The sequence below is a fragment of the uncultured Methanobrevibacter sp. genome (assembly GCF_902788255.1).
In the GTDB taxonomy this organism is placed as follows: domain Archaea; phylum Methanobacteriota; class Methanobacteria; order Methanobacteriales; family Methanobacteriaceae; genus Methanocatella.
The window spans coordinates 1-16,960 of record NZ_CADAJR010000008.1 but is presented as its reverse complement, the minus strand read 5'-3'; the positions used below and the strand labels follow the sequence as shown (position 1 = coordinate 16,960).

Here is a 16,960-nt window from a genome sequence, read left to right as displayed (position 1 = left end):
GTTCGCAACCTTATCGATTTGAACTAATAAACTCTGATAAAAAAGAATAACTGTTTGACTAGATAACTATTAAATATTGCTAATTTTAAGAGACTACATCCTGAATAGAAAAATTAATTATATTAACATGACATAAATAATTAACAATGTTTCAATTACGAAAATTAAATTCACTATTAGTCATAATAATAATTTTAATACTTGCATCTCATGCTTTATTAACAGGATTGTTACTAGCTGGATTAATTGAATACACTCCAAATACCATTGTAACCGGTGAAGTACTATTATTCTTTGTCATAGCCCATATAATTATAAGCCTATATCTATTCATCAAAGACAAGATTAAACAGCGAAAAATACATGTATATGCCAATATCAATAAGGATACGATAGTTCAGGCAATCAGTGGGATATTTATAATCATCTTTATTGTAGCGCATGTTTTATCATACATTTATCTTCCAGCATATATTCCAAATTTTAATTGGCAAATTACTCATCTAACTATCGACACACTATTCTTTATAACGTTATTCATCCATTTGCAAATAAGCATTCCACGATTATTGGTCTCATTTGGATTTTTAGTTGAAAAAAATGATTATGACAAATGCAGTAAAGTTATCAGAATCCTGTTAATTATAATATTCACATTATTGTTCCTATCAGAACTATCATATTATATTCTATGAAAGAGTTGATTTTATGGTAAAAGAAATTATAGTGATTGGTGCAGGTCTTGCAGGACTGACCTGTAGCGTAAAATCCGCCAGCAAAAATATGCACGTGAAATTATTTTCACCGGCGCATTCAGAACGATCCCAATCAGTAATGGCAATGGGCGGAATAAATGCCGCATTAAACACTAAAGGAGAAGATGACTCTGTAAATGAACATTATACAGACACCATTAATGCAGGACAACATATCAACAACCATAATGCCGTGGAAAAACTAACAAATGATGCCCCAGAAATAATCGATTGGTTAAGCAAACTTGGAACAAGTTTCACAAGAGATGACGACGGCAATGTGGATGTCAGGTACTTTGGTGGCCAAAAAAAGATGAGAACAGCTTATGCCGGTGCAAGAACAGGAAAACAGATACTAACAGCAATCAACACCGAATGCAGGAAATGGGAATATAAAGATAAAATTAAAAGATACATCGGTTGGAGATTCTTATCATTGATATTGGACGATAATAAAGTCTGTCGTGGCGTGGTTATGATTAACGAAAATACAGAGGAAATAAGAGATTTTTATGCTGATTTTGTTGTTATAGCATCCGGCGGCATGAATAAGGTTTTTGGAAAAATCAGTGGATCCCTGCACAATGACGGATTTGTAAGCGGGAAATTATTGCATCAGGGCATTGAATTAGCCAATATGGAAATGATACAGTACCATCCAACAACCATAGAAACCCCCGTTAAAAGAATGCTCATTACTGAAGCCGCCCGTGGAGAAGGCGGTAGATTATACACTTTGCGCAATGGTGAAAAATGGTATTTCATGGAAGAATGGTATCCCGAACAGGGCGCTTTAATGCCACGCGATGTTGTATCTCGAAGCATATACAGAGTATGTCATGAAGATAACATGGGAATTGATGGTGAAAATAAGGTTTATTTAGATTTAACTCACTTGGATGAAAAAACCGTCAAAACTAAGCTTGATGAGGTTTATGACGTTTGTATGAACTATCTAAATCTTGACCCTACTCGTGAGCCAATTCCAGTTTATCCGGGCGTCCATTACTTCATGGGAGGCATACGTACAGACGATACTCATAAAACCAATATTAGGAATTTATTCGCTATTGGAGAATGCTCTTCACAGTACCACGGCGCCAACCGTCTTGGAGGAAATTCATTGCTTGGAGCCATACACGGTGGATGGGTAGTGGCTGATCAATTGGAAGAAATTTCATGTGAAAATAATAGTTCTGAAGAATATGAAATATTAAACTACGAATATGAAGCCTATGAAAATTGGAAGGAACTGCAAAAAGAAGCCAACAACATTTCATCATATGAAATTGAAGAAGAAATTGCAAATATAATGAACAGAACCATGGGGATTTACAGAACGGAAAGTGAACTAAAAGAAGGATTGAATAAACTGGATTCCCTTGAAACAATTCATGTAAACAGTCATGGGTGCTATTATGATTACATTTTATTAAAATCACTGACAGATATTGCAAAAGCAATGCTATCATCAGCATTAGCAAGGAAAGAAAGCAGAGGCGCACATCAAAGATTAGATTATCCCGAAACAAATGAGGAATACCTAAAAACAACCGTGATATCATTTGACAATGATGAATTAAAAATTACATTCAACGATACAGAGGAGAGAATGAGCTGGTAAAAATGGAGTCAATAACCGTAATTATAAAAACCTCAAAAGGCATGAAGGAATATACTTATGAAGGCAATCTCAACATTCCGGTAACTACTCTATTAGAAAGAATCAATGTGAAACATGATATTAAAATCCATTATTCGTCCAGTTGCCTTCAAGGACTGTGCGGAAGTTGTTCAATGATAATCAATGGTTTGCCAAAGCTTGCATGCAAAACATTTGTGAATGAAGAAGCAACAACCAAAAAAATGCATAAGATTACAATAGAACCCTTAAGCAAGTTTCATGTTGTAAAGGACTTGGTTGTCGATAGAACCTCAATGTTTGAAAACATTAAAAATTCCCGCCAATGGCTTGAAGAAGAATCACGTATTAATCAGGATAATCTAGAATTTGAATATGAAGCATCACAATGTTTGATGTGCGGGTGCTGTTTAGAAGCCTGTCCTAACTATACCGGCGAAGACAATTACTATGGCGCAATTTTACCTGTGACATCCTCTAAAATATCAAAACAGGAAAGTGATATGGATAAATTAAAGTTTCTCAAAGAAAATTACAGTAATCATTTTTATAATGATTGTGTGAAATCTCTTGCCTGTGAAAATGTTTGTCCAATGAATATTCAAACACAAAGAGCTATTTCAATAATGAATCGCCATTCAATTTGGAAATTCCATAAATTATTGAAAAAAATAACTGAATAAACACGAACAATTCGTATAAAACAAAACTATATATAATAATAAATATGAAAATAATAATAATTCATTAGATTTAATCAAATGAATAAAAATTAAAATGGTAGATTAAAATGAAAGCAAATGCTCAAAAAATAGCTGATGGAGTATACTGGATCGGTGTACTCGATTGGGACTTAAGAACCTATCACGGTTACACATTAGACGGAACCACCTATAACGCTTACCTCGTTTTCGGTGAAGACAAAGTTGCATTAATCGATAATGCTTACCCAGGTAAAACAAAAGAAATGATGGCTCGTATCGACGATGCTTTCGCACAAGAAGGAAGAGACGTCAAAGTTGACTACATCATCCAAAACCACGTGGAAAAAGACCACTCAGGTGTATTAGTGGACTTACACAAAAGATTCCCTGAAGCACCAATCTACTGTACCGAAATTGCAGTTAAAGGATTGTTAAAACACTACCCATCCTTAGAAGGTGCTGAATTCATCACCGTCGGAACCGGTGACAGTTTAGACGTTGGTGGAAGAACCTTAGCGTTCCTCGACGCATTCCTCTTACACTGGCCTGACAGCATGTTCACATTACTTGCTGATGAGACCGGTATTTTATTCCCTAACGACGCATTCGGTCAACACTTATGTTTCACCAAAAGATTCTCTGATGAAATCCCAGAAAACATCCTTATGGATGCTGCTCAAAAGTTCTACGCAAACCTTATCACACCGCTATCCAAATTAGTTCTCAAAAAACTAAACGAAGTAGTGGAATTAGGATTACTTGATCAAATCAAAATGATTGCACCATCCCACGGTCAAATCTGGACCGACCCAATGCAAATTATCGGAGCTTACCAAAACTGGGCTACCGGTGTATGTGAAGACAAAATCACAATCATCTACGACACCATGCACTACTCAACCCAGCAAATGGCTCACGAGATTGCTGAAGGTGCAATGAGTGAAGGTTATGATGTGGAAATCTTCTTCTTGCATGAAGATGAAAGATCAGAAATCGTCAAAAGTATCCTAACCAGTAAAGGTATTGCTGTCGGTGATCCTACAATCAACGATGTACCATACCCAAGTATCGGGGACATCATGTACTACTTGAAAGGATTACTCTTCAACAGAACCGGTATCGAAAGAAAAGCTGTTACCTTCGGTTCAATGGGTGGAAGAGGAGGAGCTCCTGCAAAACTCGCTGAAGAATTAGGAAACTGCGGATTCGATATTGTAGATACCCAAGAAATCTACTTCGTACCGACCGCTGATGAAGACGAAGCAAGCTACGAGCTAGGTAAAAAATTAGCTCAAGCATGTAAAGAATTATAGAAAGAATTACACATTCTTTCTTTTACTTTTTTTAAGATAACTTTTTTTAATTTGACCCTTAATATATAATTAAGGTGAAAAATTGAATTCAATTAAACAAAGATTTGAATTTTTAAAGGATGATATTGACTTTCCATTCTATAATGATGTTCCGAAGTTATCTAAATTTGACTGGCTTTTGATGCTGTGTTCTATTGCTCTTGTTGTGGCACTGATTGCAGTAAAAAGCTTATCCGGCGGATACCTTCCAATATTACTATTTATTGTCACTGTAGTTCCCGCATTATACCTCTGCAGGGGCAATTTGAAAATATTCTTTAAAAAACCTAAATTAAGGGATTTTCTAACAATAGCATTATGTCTGGTCGGATACTATATATGGTCAGTGCTAATGGTATGTCTTCTGGTTTTTGTTCTTCAAGTTCCTATTTCCGCCAATGTAATCCTTGAAACCTTTAAAAATCCGACTTTGATAACATTCATAATGCCTCTTTTCCAGCTTTTGGGTGAAGAGTTTTTCAAGATATTCACACTGCTGATTGTAATGCATATTGTATTCAAACATACGGAAAACCGCAATTTGGCAATTGGCCTTGGAATTATCGTTTCCATTACAGCCTTCGGTTTGCTTCATATAAATGCATACAGCAATAAGATTCTGCAGATAATGCTTATTCAGGGCCTGGGTTCAATATTTGCACTGTACCCATATCTGAAAACAAAAAATGTTGTAAACTCATATATTCTTCATTTGATTGTGGACTACATTCCATTTACAATCATAATGTTGGGTTCACTATAGAATTAAAAAAAAAAGAAAGATTAAAGAAATCCTGCAACGAGACTGAATACTATAACCATCGCCAGGACAACTGATAGGGCATTTACGATTGGAGTGTAGTGCTCTTCAGACAACCTATAGCTGAGAAGTATCTCAAGCATGTATCCCCCATCCAAAGGCTTGATTGGAAGCAGATTGAAAAGTCCTATTCCAAGGTTCAGCATTGATATCCACTGGAAGAGCTCTGCAAGCTCAAACAATATCCATGGAAGCGGTCCCAGACTGTCGTCAGATAGAACGAAATGCTTGCTTGCCTGTATTCCGAAAAATCCTCTTGACTCATTGTTCGGATTCTTGCCCAATGTCACATGGTATGTTCCCTGATCGGTTTTGACCGTGACGTTGTCTCCCGGATGATATGAACCAACCACATCTACATATGAATTTGAATCGTTTATTATATGATTGTCTATTGCCTGTAAGACCATGCCCTCCTTTAGAATTCCTTCGGAAGGTGAATCTGAAACTATTCTGCCGATTTCAATTCCGTCCTCCTCAAAGAAATGTGGAATTCCAGAGGAAACCATTGCCAATAAAATCAGAGTTATTAAAGCCAGGGTTATATTGGCAATTGATCCTGCGGCATATACCCTTAACCTTGAAGTCTTTTTAGCCTCTTTAAGTTTATCCTCATCCGGTTCCACAAAAGCGCCCGGAAGGATTGTAAACAACAACAATCCAATTGATTTAATTTGTATTTTCTCTCCGACTGACTGAATACCGTGTGAAAATTCATGAACAACCAAAACGGTTGCAAGACCTATCAGCCCATAGAAGAACGGAACATAGATTTGAGAGCCCGGAATGTCCACACCAGGAATAACTATGGAAACGGAAGGGGTTTCAAAAACTGTAGGCAATGTTGCCACAATTGTATATGTGATGAATATCATGGCTCCAAAAGCCACAACAACACCTACATTCATGTACCATCTCCAGAATTTTGGTGACAGGTTGTTGATTCTGGATATAAGTCCCCTCAAGCGTTGGGTCTTCCACATTATTACCGGAAAGTCAAGCTCCACACCATGAGTTGACAGTCTATCACGGAACAATGCGACCAATACCCAGATGACAACAAAGGCTATCAAATAATAATAAATCCCATTCATTAAAATGCCTCTTTAACTACCAAAGTAATGAATCAAATAAGACTACATCAACTATATCGTCCTTCTGGTATCCTTCATCATTTTCGTCTATGATGATATAGCTGTTCGCCTCAACCATTGAACGAATTATACCGGAACCCCTGTTGAGAACATGCTTTGCATACTCATCATCAGAAACCGCACGAATAAAATCGGTACGTCCCAACTGGGAAGGTATCTTGAGCTGGGAGGTTCTCTTAACGATGTGGAAATCAAATGATCTGCCCTGCATTTCAAAGAGGTATTTCCTTGCAAACATGTCAAACTGAGACATTGCGGCAACAGGCTGCCCTGAAAGTGTGAAAATCATTTTGCCGTTGACAATACCCGCACCTGCAGGCTTACCCGGCCTAATGGCAACACCATGGAAAAGAATCTCGCCCAAATCGTCAACCACATCAAGAACAACATCACCCTTACTGATTGCTGTTCCACCGGTGGTCATGATGACATCATATTCCTTTGATGCCTCAAGGACTGCCTCCTTAACCTCATCGAAGCTATCTCCGGCATGTCCTATATCACAGATTGCACCGGAATCCTCAACCATTGCCTTAATGGTAAACTGATTGGAATTGATGATTTTGGCCTTGTCGATTTCCTCCTTGGTTGGTTCGACAAGCTCATTGCCTGTTATGATAATTTTGACCCTAGGCTTTTTGAACACCTTGACGGTATCGTATCCGGCGGATGCAATCAAACCCAATTCCTGATACCTGATGAATGTGTTTTTGTCAAGGATCTTTTGGCCCTTTTCAATATCCTCGGATTTTGGAGAAACGTTTTCACCTGGAGTGACCTGAGAGTATATTGTCAAATCGTCCCCGTCGGTTGTTGTGTACTCCTTCATTAAAACCGCATTTGCACCTTCAGGAATAGGTGCTCCGGTAGCTATGACAATAGCCTCGTTTTCACCGACCTTTTTGGATGAAAAATCCCCTGCACCAATTGCATCAATTATCTTTAATTGCTTAGGAGCTGAATTTGATGCACCAAAAGTATTTTCCGCAATTAAAGCAAAACCGTCCATGGCGGATTTGTCAAATGGCGGGGAATCATGAAATGCCATGATATCTTCAGCCAATACCCTCTTGTGAGCCTCATAAATGGAAATCTCTTCTGTTTCGGTAAGCCTTTGATTATCATTTATTAGCTTAGTAGCGTTAGACAGTGAATCAAGTTTTGATAAAAACATCCAAACACCTAATTAAGCCATGTATTTTTCAATAACGCCATGATATGCATCATTTAACTCATCAAATGTAAATTCATGAGTGTTGACTATGAATGATGTGCCTTTTACCTCACCGATTATTTCAGCAGGTACATCGATTTTTGACAGGATGTCATCAGCAGCATCGGCCTTGACGGTTATGAGGTATCTTGCATGACTTTCAGAGAAGAGCAACTGAATCTTATCCAATTCATCATCTTTCAGTTCAACTTCACAACCGAGACCTGATTTGATAACCATTTCAGAGAGTGCCACGGCAAGACCTCCTGCGGATACGTCGTGAACTGCAGTGATGTCCTTGTTTGCATCCTCATCAATTAATTTCAATACTGTCTGACCGTTTGCGACTTCCTCATCAATCCTGATTCTTGGAGCGGTACCCTTTTCAATGCCGTGAATGGCCCTGTGGTATTCTGAACCTGTAAGCTCATCGTAGGTTTTACCGATTAAAATGATTTTGTCCCCTTCGTTTTTAAAGTCAAGGGTTCTTATGTTTTCGATATCCTCAACTCCGATTACACCTACTGCAGGTGTAGGGTTGATTTTAATTCCTTCGGTCTCATTATAGAAACTTACGTTACCACTGATGACAGGTGCATTGAAATTTTCAGCAACAAGACTCATACCTTCGATTGCTGTCTTGAACTGCCATAATATTTCAGGGGTTTCAGGGTTACCGAAGTTAAGACAGTCAACAACCGCATATGGGGTTGCTCCCATTGAAATCACATTACGGATAGCCTCTGCAACACATCCTCCAGCCCCGTCAAATGGGGAGAGTTTGGTGTGGATTGTGTTTGAATCAGTAGTGAGTGCGACAGCTGTGTTTTCATCGATTCTGAGCACTGCAGCATCATCACCAGGCTTTACGACTGTTCTTACCTGAACCTCATGGTCGTACTGTTTGTATACCCATTCCTTTGATGCGATGTTTGGAGATGCCAAAAGTTTTGGTATGGAATCGTGTAAAGGAGGATCCTTAACTATAACAGGCTCTGTGTCCTCAGGTATTTCTGCAAGTGGCCTGTCGATTGAAGGTGGGTCTGCAAGCAATATTGTAGGGAGGTTTGCAATTTCCTCACCATCGTCTGAAATTATCATGTTGTTTCCCTCAATTACCTCACCGATTACTGAGGATACGATTTCGTGTTTGTCACAAATCTTTTGGGCAAGTTCAACATCATCAGGGTTAATTACGAACACCATACGTTCCTGTGACTCTGAAAGCATTATTTCATATGGAGTCATTCCGGTTTCCCTTAAAGGAATTGCACGAAGGTCAACAAGCGCTCCGTTTTCGGATGCATCAACAAGTTCTGAAATACAGCAGGTGAGACCTCCTCCACCAAGGTCCTTTACACCGCTGACATTGATCTTTTCAAGAATCTCAAGTGAAGCTTCCAATACCCTTTTCTTTGTGAAAGGATCGGCAACCTGTACAGCAGGCCTGTCTTCGGTTTCTGAATCAGAGGTCAGTTCTTCTGATGCGAATGTTACACCATGAATTCCGTCACGACCAGTTGTTCCTCCCATAAGCAGGAACACGTCGCCGTGGTTAGGTGCCTGTGCCCTTACAATCTTGTCCTTTTCGACAAGACCTACACACATTACGTTGACCAGAGGGTTTGTTCTGAATGATTCGTCGAATTCTATTTCACCCGCAACTGTAGGAACACCAACACGGTTACCATAGTCGGAAATACCTTTGACAACATGTTCGAAAAGATATCTTGACTTCTGGTCCTCTTCCAACGGACCGAACCTTAGGGAATCAAGAAGTGCTATTGGCATTGCACCCATTGAAATGATATCCCTTAAGATACCGCCGATTCCTGTACCTGCTCCACCGTATGGTTCAATAGCTGATGGGTGGTTGTGTGATTCCATTCCAACTGCCAGTGCATACTTGTCGGTTACACTTACAAGTCCGGCATCGTCTCCCGGACCCAAGATAATGTTTTCCCCTTCGGTTGGAAAAGCCCTTAGGAAAGGCCTGCTGCTTTTATATGAGCAATGTTCTGAAAACATTACGTCAAGCATTCCTTCTTCCAGCTCATTCATCTTCCTTCCGAGGATTCCTTCAATATATTCTATTTCAGAGTCAGCTAAAGTCATTTTAACACCCTTAATTTTTAATTGAAATAATTACTTTTTCTCCTTCAATATCCCATTCTTTGGTATAATCTTTAGAATCTTTACTGCATTCTTCTGTGTCGGTTATAATCAAGCTTTTAGCCCTTATCTCATGGGAAATCATTTCTGACTGCGGTACGATCAGGTCCTTGAACTCAGCTGAAGTTTCGACATCAACATTGATGTTTGCCTCAACGTCAAGGTCAAGGTCCTTTCTCATGTCCTGAACCCTTCTTATAAGTTCACGTGCCATAGCCTCCTGTCTGATTTCGAGGGTGACATTTGTATTTACGAATACGTTTCCGCCCTCAAATTCTGATGAAACGAAATCGTCAGGCAATTCGGAATCAAACAGTACCTCTTCGGCATTAAGTTCTATTCCTTCAATTGTCACTGTACCGTTAGCTTCAAGGTCGGCTTTTATTTGGTTACCGTCAGCCTGTTTCAGGCCTTTGACTACCTTACCCATGTCACCTTTGAGTTTAGGTCCTAAAATCTTTAGGTTAGGTTTTGCATTGTATGACAATTTTTCGAATTCGCTTGCGCACAGGACGTCTTTGGTATTTGATTGGTCCTTGATGATGTCGGTCAAGTCTTCAATGGCCTTCAATACATCTTCATCTTCAGATACGACGGTAATGTCTGAAACCGGCCATCTGAGCTTGTACTGTGCCATGTCCCTTGCCTTGATTGACGCTTCAATGACCTCACGTGCCACATCCATCTTGGCTTCAAGCTCTGCATCGATTGCATCCTCATCATATCCCCAGTCCAGCATGTGAATGCTTTCCGGAGCTTCAGGGTTTACTCCTTTTACAAGGTTTTCATAGATTTCCTCTGATACGTGAGGTGCTATCGGACATAATACTGTAATAAGTTTAACAAGCGCTGTGTATAGACTGTAGTATGCTCCGAGTTTGTCCGGATCATCGCTTTCAACCCATGTCCTTCCACGGATGAGCCTTACATACCAGCGGCTTAAGTCTTCAAGTATGAAATTGTTGATTTTACGGGTTGCCTTATGGAAGAAGAGATTGTCAAGGTCTTCAGCAACCTCCTTAATCAAACTGTTCGCCTTTGAGATAATCCATTTATCTTCTGAGCGTAAAATCATGTCATCTTCACCCAATCCGATTGGGTTGAACTCGTCAAGTGACATGTAGGTTGTTGAAAATACGTATACGTTCCATAGAATGTTGAACATCTTGTTGATGTTTAACAGCTCTTCCCATACAAATTTAAGGTCATCCCATGGTTTTGAAGCCCAGAGGAGGTAGAACCTTAAAACGTCAGCTCCGTATTTTTCAATGACCTCTTCAGGAGCGACAACATTACCCAGTGACTTGGACATCTTGTTTCCGTTTTCATCAAGCACGAATCCGTGCATGAGAACTTTCTTGTATGGGCTTTGACCCATTGAAATTACACCTGTACCGAGCTGTGAGTAGAACCATCCCCTTGTCTGGTCGTGACCTTCTGTAATGAAGTCATATGGGAACCAGTCTTCGAATTTTTCCTTTTCTTCTGGATAGTAGAGTGATGCCCAACCGGCCACACCGGAATCGATCCATACGTCCAGCACGTCAGGAATCCTTTTGATTGTGCTTCCGCACTTGTCACATTTTACTTCGACCTCATCAACGTATGGCCTGTGTATGAGTTCTGAGTCTGAAACGTTAATGTCATTTAATGACTCTTCTTTTAACTCCTTAAGAGAACCGATTACTTTTATTTCACCACAGTCAGGACATTCCCAGATGGGTATCGGTATACCCCAGTATCTCTGTCTTGAGATTGTCCAGTCACGTGCATTGTCCACCCAGTCATGGAACCTTCCTTCACCGGCCCATTTAGGTATCCATTCTACCTTTTCGATTTCATCAAGCATTTTCTGTTTGATGTCGGTTACCTTAAGGAACCATTGTTTTGTTGCACGGTAGATGATAGGAGTCTTACATCTCCAGCAGACACCGTACCTGTGTTCAATGGTTTCAACCCTGTACATAAGGTTTTTAGCTTGTAAATCTTCAATGATCTTTTGATTTTCATCTTTTGTGAACTTGCCGACATATTTGCCCGCATCTTCAGTGAAGCATCCGTCTTCACCTACAGGACAGAATATCGGAAGTCCGTTTGCATGTCCTACTTCAAAGTCGTCAGGACCGTGTCCAGGAGCGGTATGTACCAGACCGGTACCTTCACCAAGCTCGACATGGTCACCAGGTAGGATTGTGTGAACTTTTTCGATTTCGGAGTCGAATTCCATCTGTTTTGGAATTTCATCAGCCAAAATGTAATCGTAAGCGAGACCGACTAAGTCTTCACCCTTTACGGTTTTGACAATATCATACATTACTTCTTTTTCTTCAATAACTTGGTCTTCCTCATCCTCGTTTTCTGCAGGGATTTTGGTTCTGTGGATTTTGACCTGTTTTCCTAAAACGTCCTCCATGAGGTTTTCGGCTAAAATGTAGGTTTCACCATCTTTTTCAACATAAACATACTCGAATTCAGGGTTTACACAGATTGCAAGGTTTGCAGGCAATGTCCATGGAGTGGTGGTCCATACAAGGAAATATGTATTTTCCTCTCCCTGAACAGGGAATTTGATGTAAATGGATGGGTCCACTTTTTCCTCATATTCGATTTCAGCTGCCGCAAGAGCTGTTCCACAGTGCGGACACCAGCTGATTACCCTTTGGTCGTTTACAAGCAAGTCCTGTTCGTTTGCCCTTTTAAGCATCCACCATGAGGATTCCATGTATTTAGGATCAAGTGTCATGTAAGGGTCGTCCCAGTCCATCCAAACACCCAATTGGTCGAATTCATCTTCCATTGCGATTTTGTTTTCGATTGCAAATTCCTTACATTTGTCTACGAATTTGTCGATTCCGATTTCTTCCTCGATTTCCTGCTTGGATTGGATTCCCATGATGTGTTCAACCTTATTTTCAATAGGAAGACCGTGCATATCCCAACCAGCCTGTCTTCTTAGGCTGAATCCGTTCATGGATTTGTATCTAAGGTATGAATCCTTGATGATCTTGTTCCATGCTGTTCCCAAGTGGATTTTTCCGCTACAGTATGGCGGACCGTCTAAAAATGAATATCTTGGGCCTTGTTCTCTAAGTTCGTTTACCTTTTTAAAAGTGTCTTCTTCTTTCCAGAATTTTTGAACTTTTTTTTCTATCTTTTCATGATTGTATGATTTATCTGCCTCTTTGATTGGCATTTTAACTCCTCTAAAATTAAAATTAAATGTGTAATAAAAATCTCCTTTTTTAGAGACCGATTTACATGTTATTAACACAAATTTTTTAATAATTTATAATATGTATCTTTTTGTTTAAGATTATAAATAAAGGTTATGATAAACAACCCAAATCAACAAATGGATTGCCTTTTTCTATTAATTTAAATGAATTGCCGATGATTTATCTTGATGGTTACATGAGAAACTCATGTTATTTTGATTGAACTTTTAATTAACATGAAGGATAGATGATTTTGAAATCTAAATAAAAATGGAATATATATCACTTGCCAGATTTTTTCAAATTATTAAAAACCAAAGGTTAAATATTGGGCAGAATTAAATATAAGACTATGAGTTTTCACAGAAAATACAATTCACTTTTTAAGGTTGTAGACAATTGCATAAAACTCTACAAAATCTATAAAAAGGACAAACAAAAGAAAAAAGAAGATGAAAAATGAATATACTATACTTAATCGATTTTAACTGTCCCTATTCATACATAGGACTTGAAAGAATCAAAAAGGCAGTTGCAAATCAGAAACTGGATGTAGAATGGGAAATGAAATCCTTTGAACTCGAACCGCTGACAGGAAAGGCCAGCATCGGGGCCGTTGAGAGATACGCCGAGAAGTTTGACATTTCATCTGATGAGGCTTTGGAAAAAATTGCTGAAATAGAAAAGATAGCTTCAGATGACGGTTTAAAACTGAGTTTCAGGGACATGACCCTAAGAAGTTCCAAGGACGCACATAGAATCTGCAAATATGTCCAGGCCAACCATCCAGACGCTATGTCATGCCTTGTTGAAAAAATATTTCATGCAAACTTTGTTGAAAACAAAAACATTGCAGACAATAAGATTTTAAAGGAAATTGCAATCTCATGCGGAATAGATGAATTTGACGCCAACAAGATTCTTGACAACAACTATTACAACATTGAGGTGGAACTCGACAAGGACGAGGCCCTCATTCATGGAATCACCGCAACACCATGTTTTATATTAACCAAAAATGAAGAAAGGCTCATCATCCCGGGAGTGTTTTCAACAGAAGAGTTTGAAACAGCCCTTAAAGACTTTAACGAGGGCGATGTCCAATCAAAATCATATGGTTTTGGCGGTTTAAAGTAAATATTGCTTTAAACTTGTTAAAAACTTATATACTGCAAAATATAATATTTTTTTATGGAAATAATTTATGCAGATACTTTTTTTAAACGTTTTAAAGGTTTGATGGGCAAAAAACAATTTGAAAAGGGGATGCTGTTTACAGACCTCACTGACTCCTCAATCCACACCATGTTCATGAGATTTGCCATAGACGTTTACTTTATCGATGAAAACAAGACTGTTTATGATAAGGTCACCTTAAGGCCATGGAGATTCTATAAGCCAAAAAAACGGGCAAAATATATTCTTGAAACAAGAAAAAACAAGTTAAAATTAAATATTGGAGATAAGTTAGATTTGATCTAAAATATCTTCCGGATTTTCGAATATCCTGATATCGTCAATACTTTCAAGCTTTCGGGTATTTTCAATATCGATATCCCTCATATAGATTGTGATGATTTTTCCTTCTGAGATTGCATCATTCGGACATGAGTTTCTGCACAATCCGCAGCCGATGCATTTGGTAAGGTCTATCTCTGAGTGGGGAATGATTGCACCCTGTTCACACACCAGTGCGGCAACACAATCGTCACAGCCTTCACATTTTGACAGTTCCATTTTTGATGGAAGCACGGTGTCAATCGGTCCCGGATGAATGTCAACTGGAACCATGTATACCGGTACGGCACCTTTACCTGCCTGGGCGACCGCATTGGTGACCAGAGTATCCGCTATTCCATAAACGATTTTTGAAACGGTATTTGCCGTAGCAGGTGAAACTATAAGGAGGTCATATTTGCCTAAAGACAGACGACCTGTAATTGGATATGAAAATTTTTGGTTTGAATCAGTGGCAAGTTCACGGTATTTGCCGCCGGTTATGTTGACGACACTTTCATAAAGTCCATACATCTTAAGAACTTCTTCGGCAGCTCCTGAAAGAAATACTGTAACTTCATGTTCTTTTGCTAACTTCAAAGCAACTTGTACTGATTCACGGAGTAAATGACCCGCTCCAGTAAATGCGAAAGCTATTCTCATGTTATCTATAATCTGTGATATTCGTAAGCATCCCTGTCGGAGAATGCGTAATCTAAGGTTGTGTATTGGTTCATGAATTCAGCAACTTCATCAGCGATGTCTTCCTTGTCGACTGCAACACGTTTGATGAACTGAGCGACTTCTTCCATTTCTTTTTCTTTAAGACCTCTTCTTGTAATTTCCTGGGTACCGATACGGATACCTGATGGGTCATCGGAGTTGTCACGGTTGTCTCCAGGAAGGAGGTTTTTGTTTAGGATAACGTTGTTGTCAGCCAGTTCTTTAGCGATGTCGGATGCTGATCTGATTGAGCTTAAGTCAACAGCGATTTGGTGGGACTGGGTAAATCCTAAATCTTCACATAATACGTCAAATCCTAACTCATACATTGCCTGACCAAGAGCCTGTGCGTTTTTAATGGTTTGTTTTGCGTATGCTTCACCGAATTCAAGCATTTCAGCGGTTGCAATACCTAAACCTAACAGGTGGTGCAAGTGGTGGTTACTTACTACACCAGGGAATACCGCATTGTCGATGATTTCCTCATTTTCCTTGTGTGAAAGGATGATTCCACCTTGTGGACCAGGGAATGTCTTGTGGGTACTTCCCATCATAAGGTCTGCTCCTTCTTTTAAAGGTTGCTGGAATTGTCCACCTGCAATTAAACCGAGAACGTGTGCACCGTCATACATTATTGTTGCACCGACTTCATCAGCTGCTTCACGAGCTTCTTTAATTGGGTGTGGGAATAAGAATAAGCTTCCACCGAATAAGACGATTTTTGGTTTTTCCTCTAAAATCTTTTTGTTCATTGCATCAATGTCAATGTTCATTACGTTTTTGTCAAGTGGGTGGAAAACAGTTTTGAGTCCGCGAATACCTGCTGCACTTACGTCTGCGTGGGAAATGTGACCGCCTGAAGGTACTTCAAGAGCCATTACCTTTTCACCAGGTTTTGCAAAACCGAAAAATGCTGCAAGGTTTGCGGTTACACCGGAAACAGGTTGAACGTTTGCATAGTCACAGTCGTATACTTCACAGGACAGTTTTTTGGTCTTGTCCTCTACTAAATCTACAAATTGACATCCTTCGTAGAATCTTTCAAATGCCTGACCTTCAGCATATCTGTGTGCAAAATCAGTTGCTAAAGCTTCTGTTACTTCTACACTTGTAACGTTTTCGGAAGCGATTAAGTTAACACTGTTTCTCATATATTGAGTATGTTCTTTTGCTATTTTCTCAAAGTTTAAAATTTCGTCATGATAATTAGTCATTTACTACACCTAATATCCAATTATATATTTATAATTTAATTTTTGTATATCTTCTAATATAATGGTTATGAAAAATTCACATTTTGAAATCTTTTTTAAATTTTCATTATTATAAACAAATATATCTGCAGTTTCAACAAGTCCAATATGATTTTTTTATACATTCATGATATTTTCAATCGAATAATTTCCAGTTTTCGAAAAGTTTAAAGTTATTTTATTGAACATAAAAATGAATAACTTTGTTATATTTATATAATAATTAGCAAAAGCATATATTTAAACAAATTGAATACCATTTTTAAAATTAATTTACAAATAGATATAAAAAAAATAATTTTTTTAGTCTCTTTCAAAAACTTGTGTGATTTGAATTTTCGCTAGTTTTTGAGTCACAAATTTTTTTTCGTTCTATTTTTTCTTTATTTTTAATTTAAAAGCAGTAAAATTAATATATTAAGTGGAGCTAATATATTAATATGTCCAGTATCAAAACAAA

13 protein-coding genes are annotated in these 16,960 nt (G+C 38.6%); 7 read left to right on the top strand and 6 right to left on the bottom strand.

Features of this window, described 5'->3' with window-relative positions; genetic code table 11:
* Positions 1-227: 227 nt before the first annotated feature.
* The 5 genes from QZV03_RS03050 (at position 228) to QZV03_RS03030 (ending at position 5,216) form a co-directional block, all read left to right on the top strand.
* Positions 228-695, top strand: a complete 468-nt coding sequence (locus QZV03_RS03050; RefSeq protein ID WP_296874239.1) for a hypothetical protein — start codon at positions 228-230, stop codon at positions 693-695.
* 13 nt (positions 696-708) lie between these two features.
* Complete coding sequence (locus QZV03_RS03045) at positions 709-2,379, top strand: FAD-binding protein (protein WP_296874238.1); 1,671 nt, start codon at positions 709-711, stop codon at positions 2,377-2,379.
* Positions 2,380-2,381: 2 nt separating this feature from the next.
* Positions 2,382-3,080, top strand: a complete 699-nt coding sequence (locus QZV03_RS03040; RefSeq protein WP_295000114.1) for a 2Fe-2S iron-sulfur cluster-binding protein — start codon at positions 2,382-2,384, stop codon at positions 3,078-3,080.
* Between the two features lie 107 nt (positions 3,081-3,187).
* Complete coding sequence (locus tag QZV03_RS03035) at positions 3,188-4,414, top strand: FprA family A-type flavoprotein (RefSeq protein WP_296874237.1); 1,227 nt, start codon at positions 3,188-3,190, stop codon at positions 4,412-4,414.
* A gap of 82 nt (positions 4,415-4,496) precedes the next feature.
* Positions 4,497-5,216 (top strand): type II CAAX prenyl endopeptidase Rce1 family protein, encoded by a 720-nt coding sequence (locus tag QZV03_RS03030; protein WP_296874236.1) that lies wholly within the window; start codon positions 4,497-4,499, stop codon positions 5,214-5,216.
* Between the two features lie 20 nt (positions 5,217-5,236).
* Here the strand turns inward: QZV03_RS03030 and QZV03_RS03025 are convergent, their stop codons facing one another.
* Genes QZV03_RS03025 through ileS form a run of 4 tightly spaced genes read right to left on the bottom strand, consistent with a single transcriptional unit; the run spans position 5,237 to position 13,005 of the window.
* Positions 5,237-6,367 (bottom strand): site-2 protease family protein, encoded by a 1,131-nt coding sequence (locus QZV03_RS03025; RefSeq protein WP_296874235.1) that lies wholly within the window; start codon positions 6,365-6,367, stop codon positions 5,237-5,239.
* A gap of 16 nt (positions 6,368-6,383) precedes the next feature.
* Entirely contained in the window at positions 6,384-7,601 is a 1,218-nt protein-coding gene (gene glp / locus QZV03_RS03020; RefSeq protein ID WP_296874234.1) for a gephyrin-like molybdotransferase Glp, read from the bottom strand.
* A 12-nt stretch (positions 7,602-7,613) separates the two neighbouring features.
* Positions 7,614-9,755, bottom strand: a complete 2,142-nt coding sequence (gene purL / locus QZV03_RS03015; RefSeq protein WP_296874233.1) for a phosphoribosylformylglycinamidine synthase subunit PurL — start codon at positions 9,753-9,755, stop codon at positions 7,614-7,616.
* A 10-nt stretch (positions 9,756-9,765) separates the two neighbouring features.
* The gene (gene ileS / locus QZV03_RS03010; RefSeq protein ID WP_296874232.1) at positions 9,766-13,005 is read right to left on the bottom strand and encodes an isoleucine--tRNA ligase; all 3,240 of its coding nucleotides are present in this window, start codon (positions 13,003-13,005) and stop codon (positions 9,766-9,768) included.
* Positions 13,006-13,486: 481 nt separating this feature from the next.
* On the opposite strand from ileS, the gene QZV03_RS03005 reads away from it, so the two are divergent.
* Positions 13,487-14,164, top strand: a complete 678-nt coding sequence (locus QZV03_RS03005; protein WP_296874231.1) for a DsbA family protein — start codon at positions 13,487-13,489, stop codon at positions 14,162-14,164.
* Between the two features lie 54 nt (positions 14,165-14,218).
* On the top strand, positions 14,219-14,509 hold the full coding sequence (locus QZV03_RS03000) for a DUF192 domain-containing protein (protein ID WP_296874230.1): 291 nt from the start codon (positions 14,219-14,221) through the stop codon (positions 14,507-14,509).
* Here the strand turns inward: QZV03_RS03000 and QZV03_RS02995 are convergent.
* Positions 14,495-15,187, bottom strand: a complete 693-nt coding sequence (locus QZV03_RS02995) for a dihydromethanopterin reductase (acceptor) (protein WP_296874229.1) — start codon at positions 15,185-15,187, stop codon at positions 14,495-14,497. The two genes, QZV03_RS03000 and QZV03_RS02995, sit on opposite strands and share 15 nt — an antisense overlap.
* Before the next feature lie 5 nt (positions 15,188-15,192).
* Complete coding sequence (gene glyA / locus QZV03_RS02990; RefSeq protein ID WP_296874228.1) at positions 15,193-16,461, bottom strand: serine hydroxymethyltransferase; 1,269 nt, start codon at positions 16,459-16,461, stop codon at positions 15,193-15,195.
* Between the last annotated feature and the right edge of the window lie 499 nt (positions 16,462-16,960).

Coding starts and splice junctions, on each gene's coding strand:
- QZV03_RS03045 (WP_296874238.1), top strand. CDS start 709: ATGGTAAAAGAAATTATAGTGATTGGTGCAGGTCTTGCAGGACTGACC.
- QZV03_RS03040 (WP_295000114.1), top strand. CDS start 2,382: ATGGAGTCAATAACCGTAATTATAAAAACCTCAAAAGGCATGAAGGAA.
- QZV03_RS03035 (WP_296874237.1), top strand. CDS start 3,188: ATGAAAGCAAATGCTCAAAAAATAGCTGATGGAGTATACTGGATCGGT.
- QZV03_RS03025 (WP_296874235.1), bottom strand. CDS start 6,367: ATGAATGGGATTTATTATTATTTGATAGCCTTTGTTGTCATCTGGGTA.
- glp (WP_296874234.1), bottom strand. CDS start 7,601: ATGTTTTTATCAAAACTTGATTCACTGTCTAACGCTACTAAGCTAATA.
- purL (WP_296874233.1), bottom strand. CDS start 9,755: ATGACTTTAGCTGACTCTGAAATAGAATATATTGAAGGAATCCTCGGA.
- ileS (WP_296874232.1), bottom strand. CDS start 13,005: ATGCCAATCAAAGAGGCAGATAAATCATACAATCATGAAAAGATAGAA.
- QZV03_RS03005 (WP_296874231.1), top strand. CDS start 13,487: ATGAATATACTATACTTAATCGATTTTAACTGTCCCTATTCATACATA.
- QZV03_RS03000 (WP_296874230.1), top strand. CDS start 14,219: ATGGAAATAATTTATGCAGATACTTTTTTTAAACGTTTTAAAGGTTTG.
- QZV03_RS02995 (WP_296874229.1), bottom strand. CDS start 15,187: ATGAGAATAGCTTTCGCATTTACTGGAGCGGGTCATTTACTCCGTGAA.
- glyA (WP_296874228.1), bottom strand. CDS start 16,461: ATGACTAATTATCATGACGAAATTTTAAACTTTGAGAAAATAGCAAAA.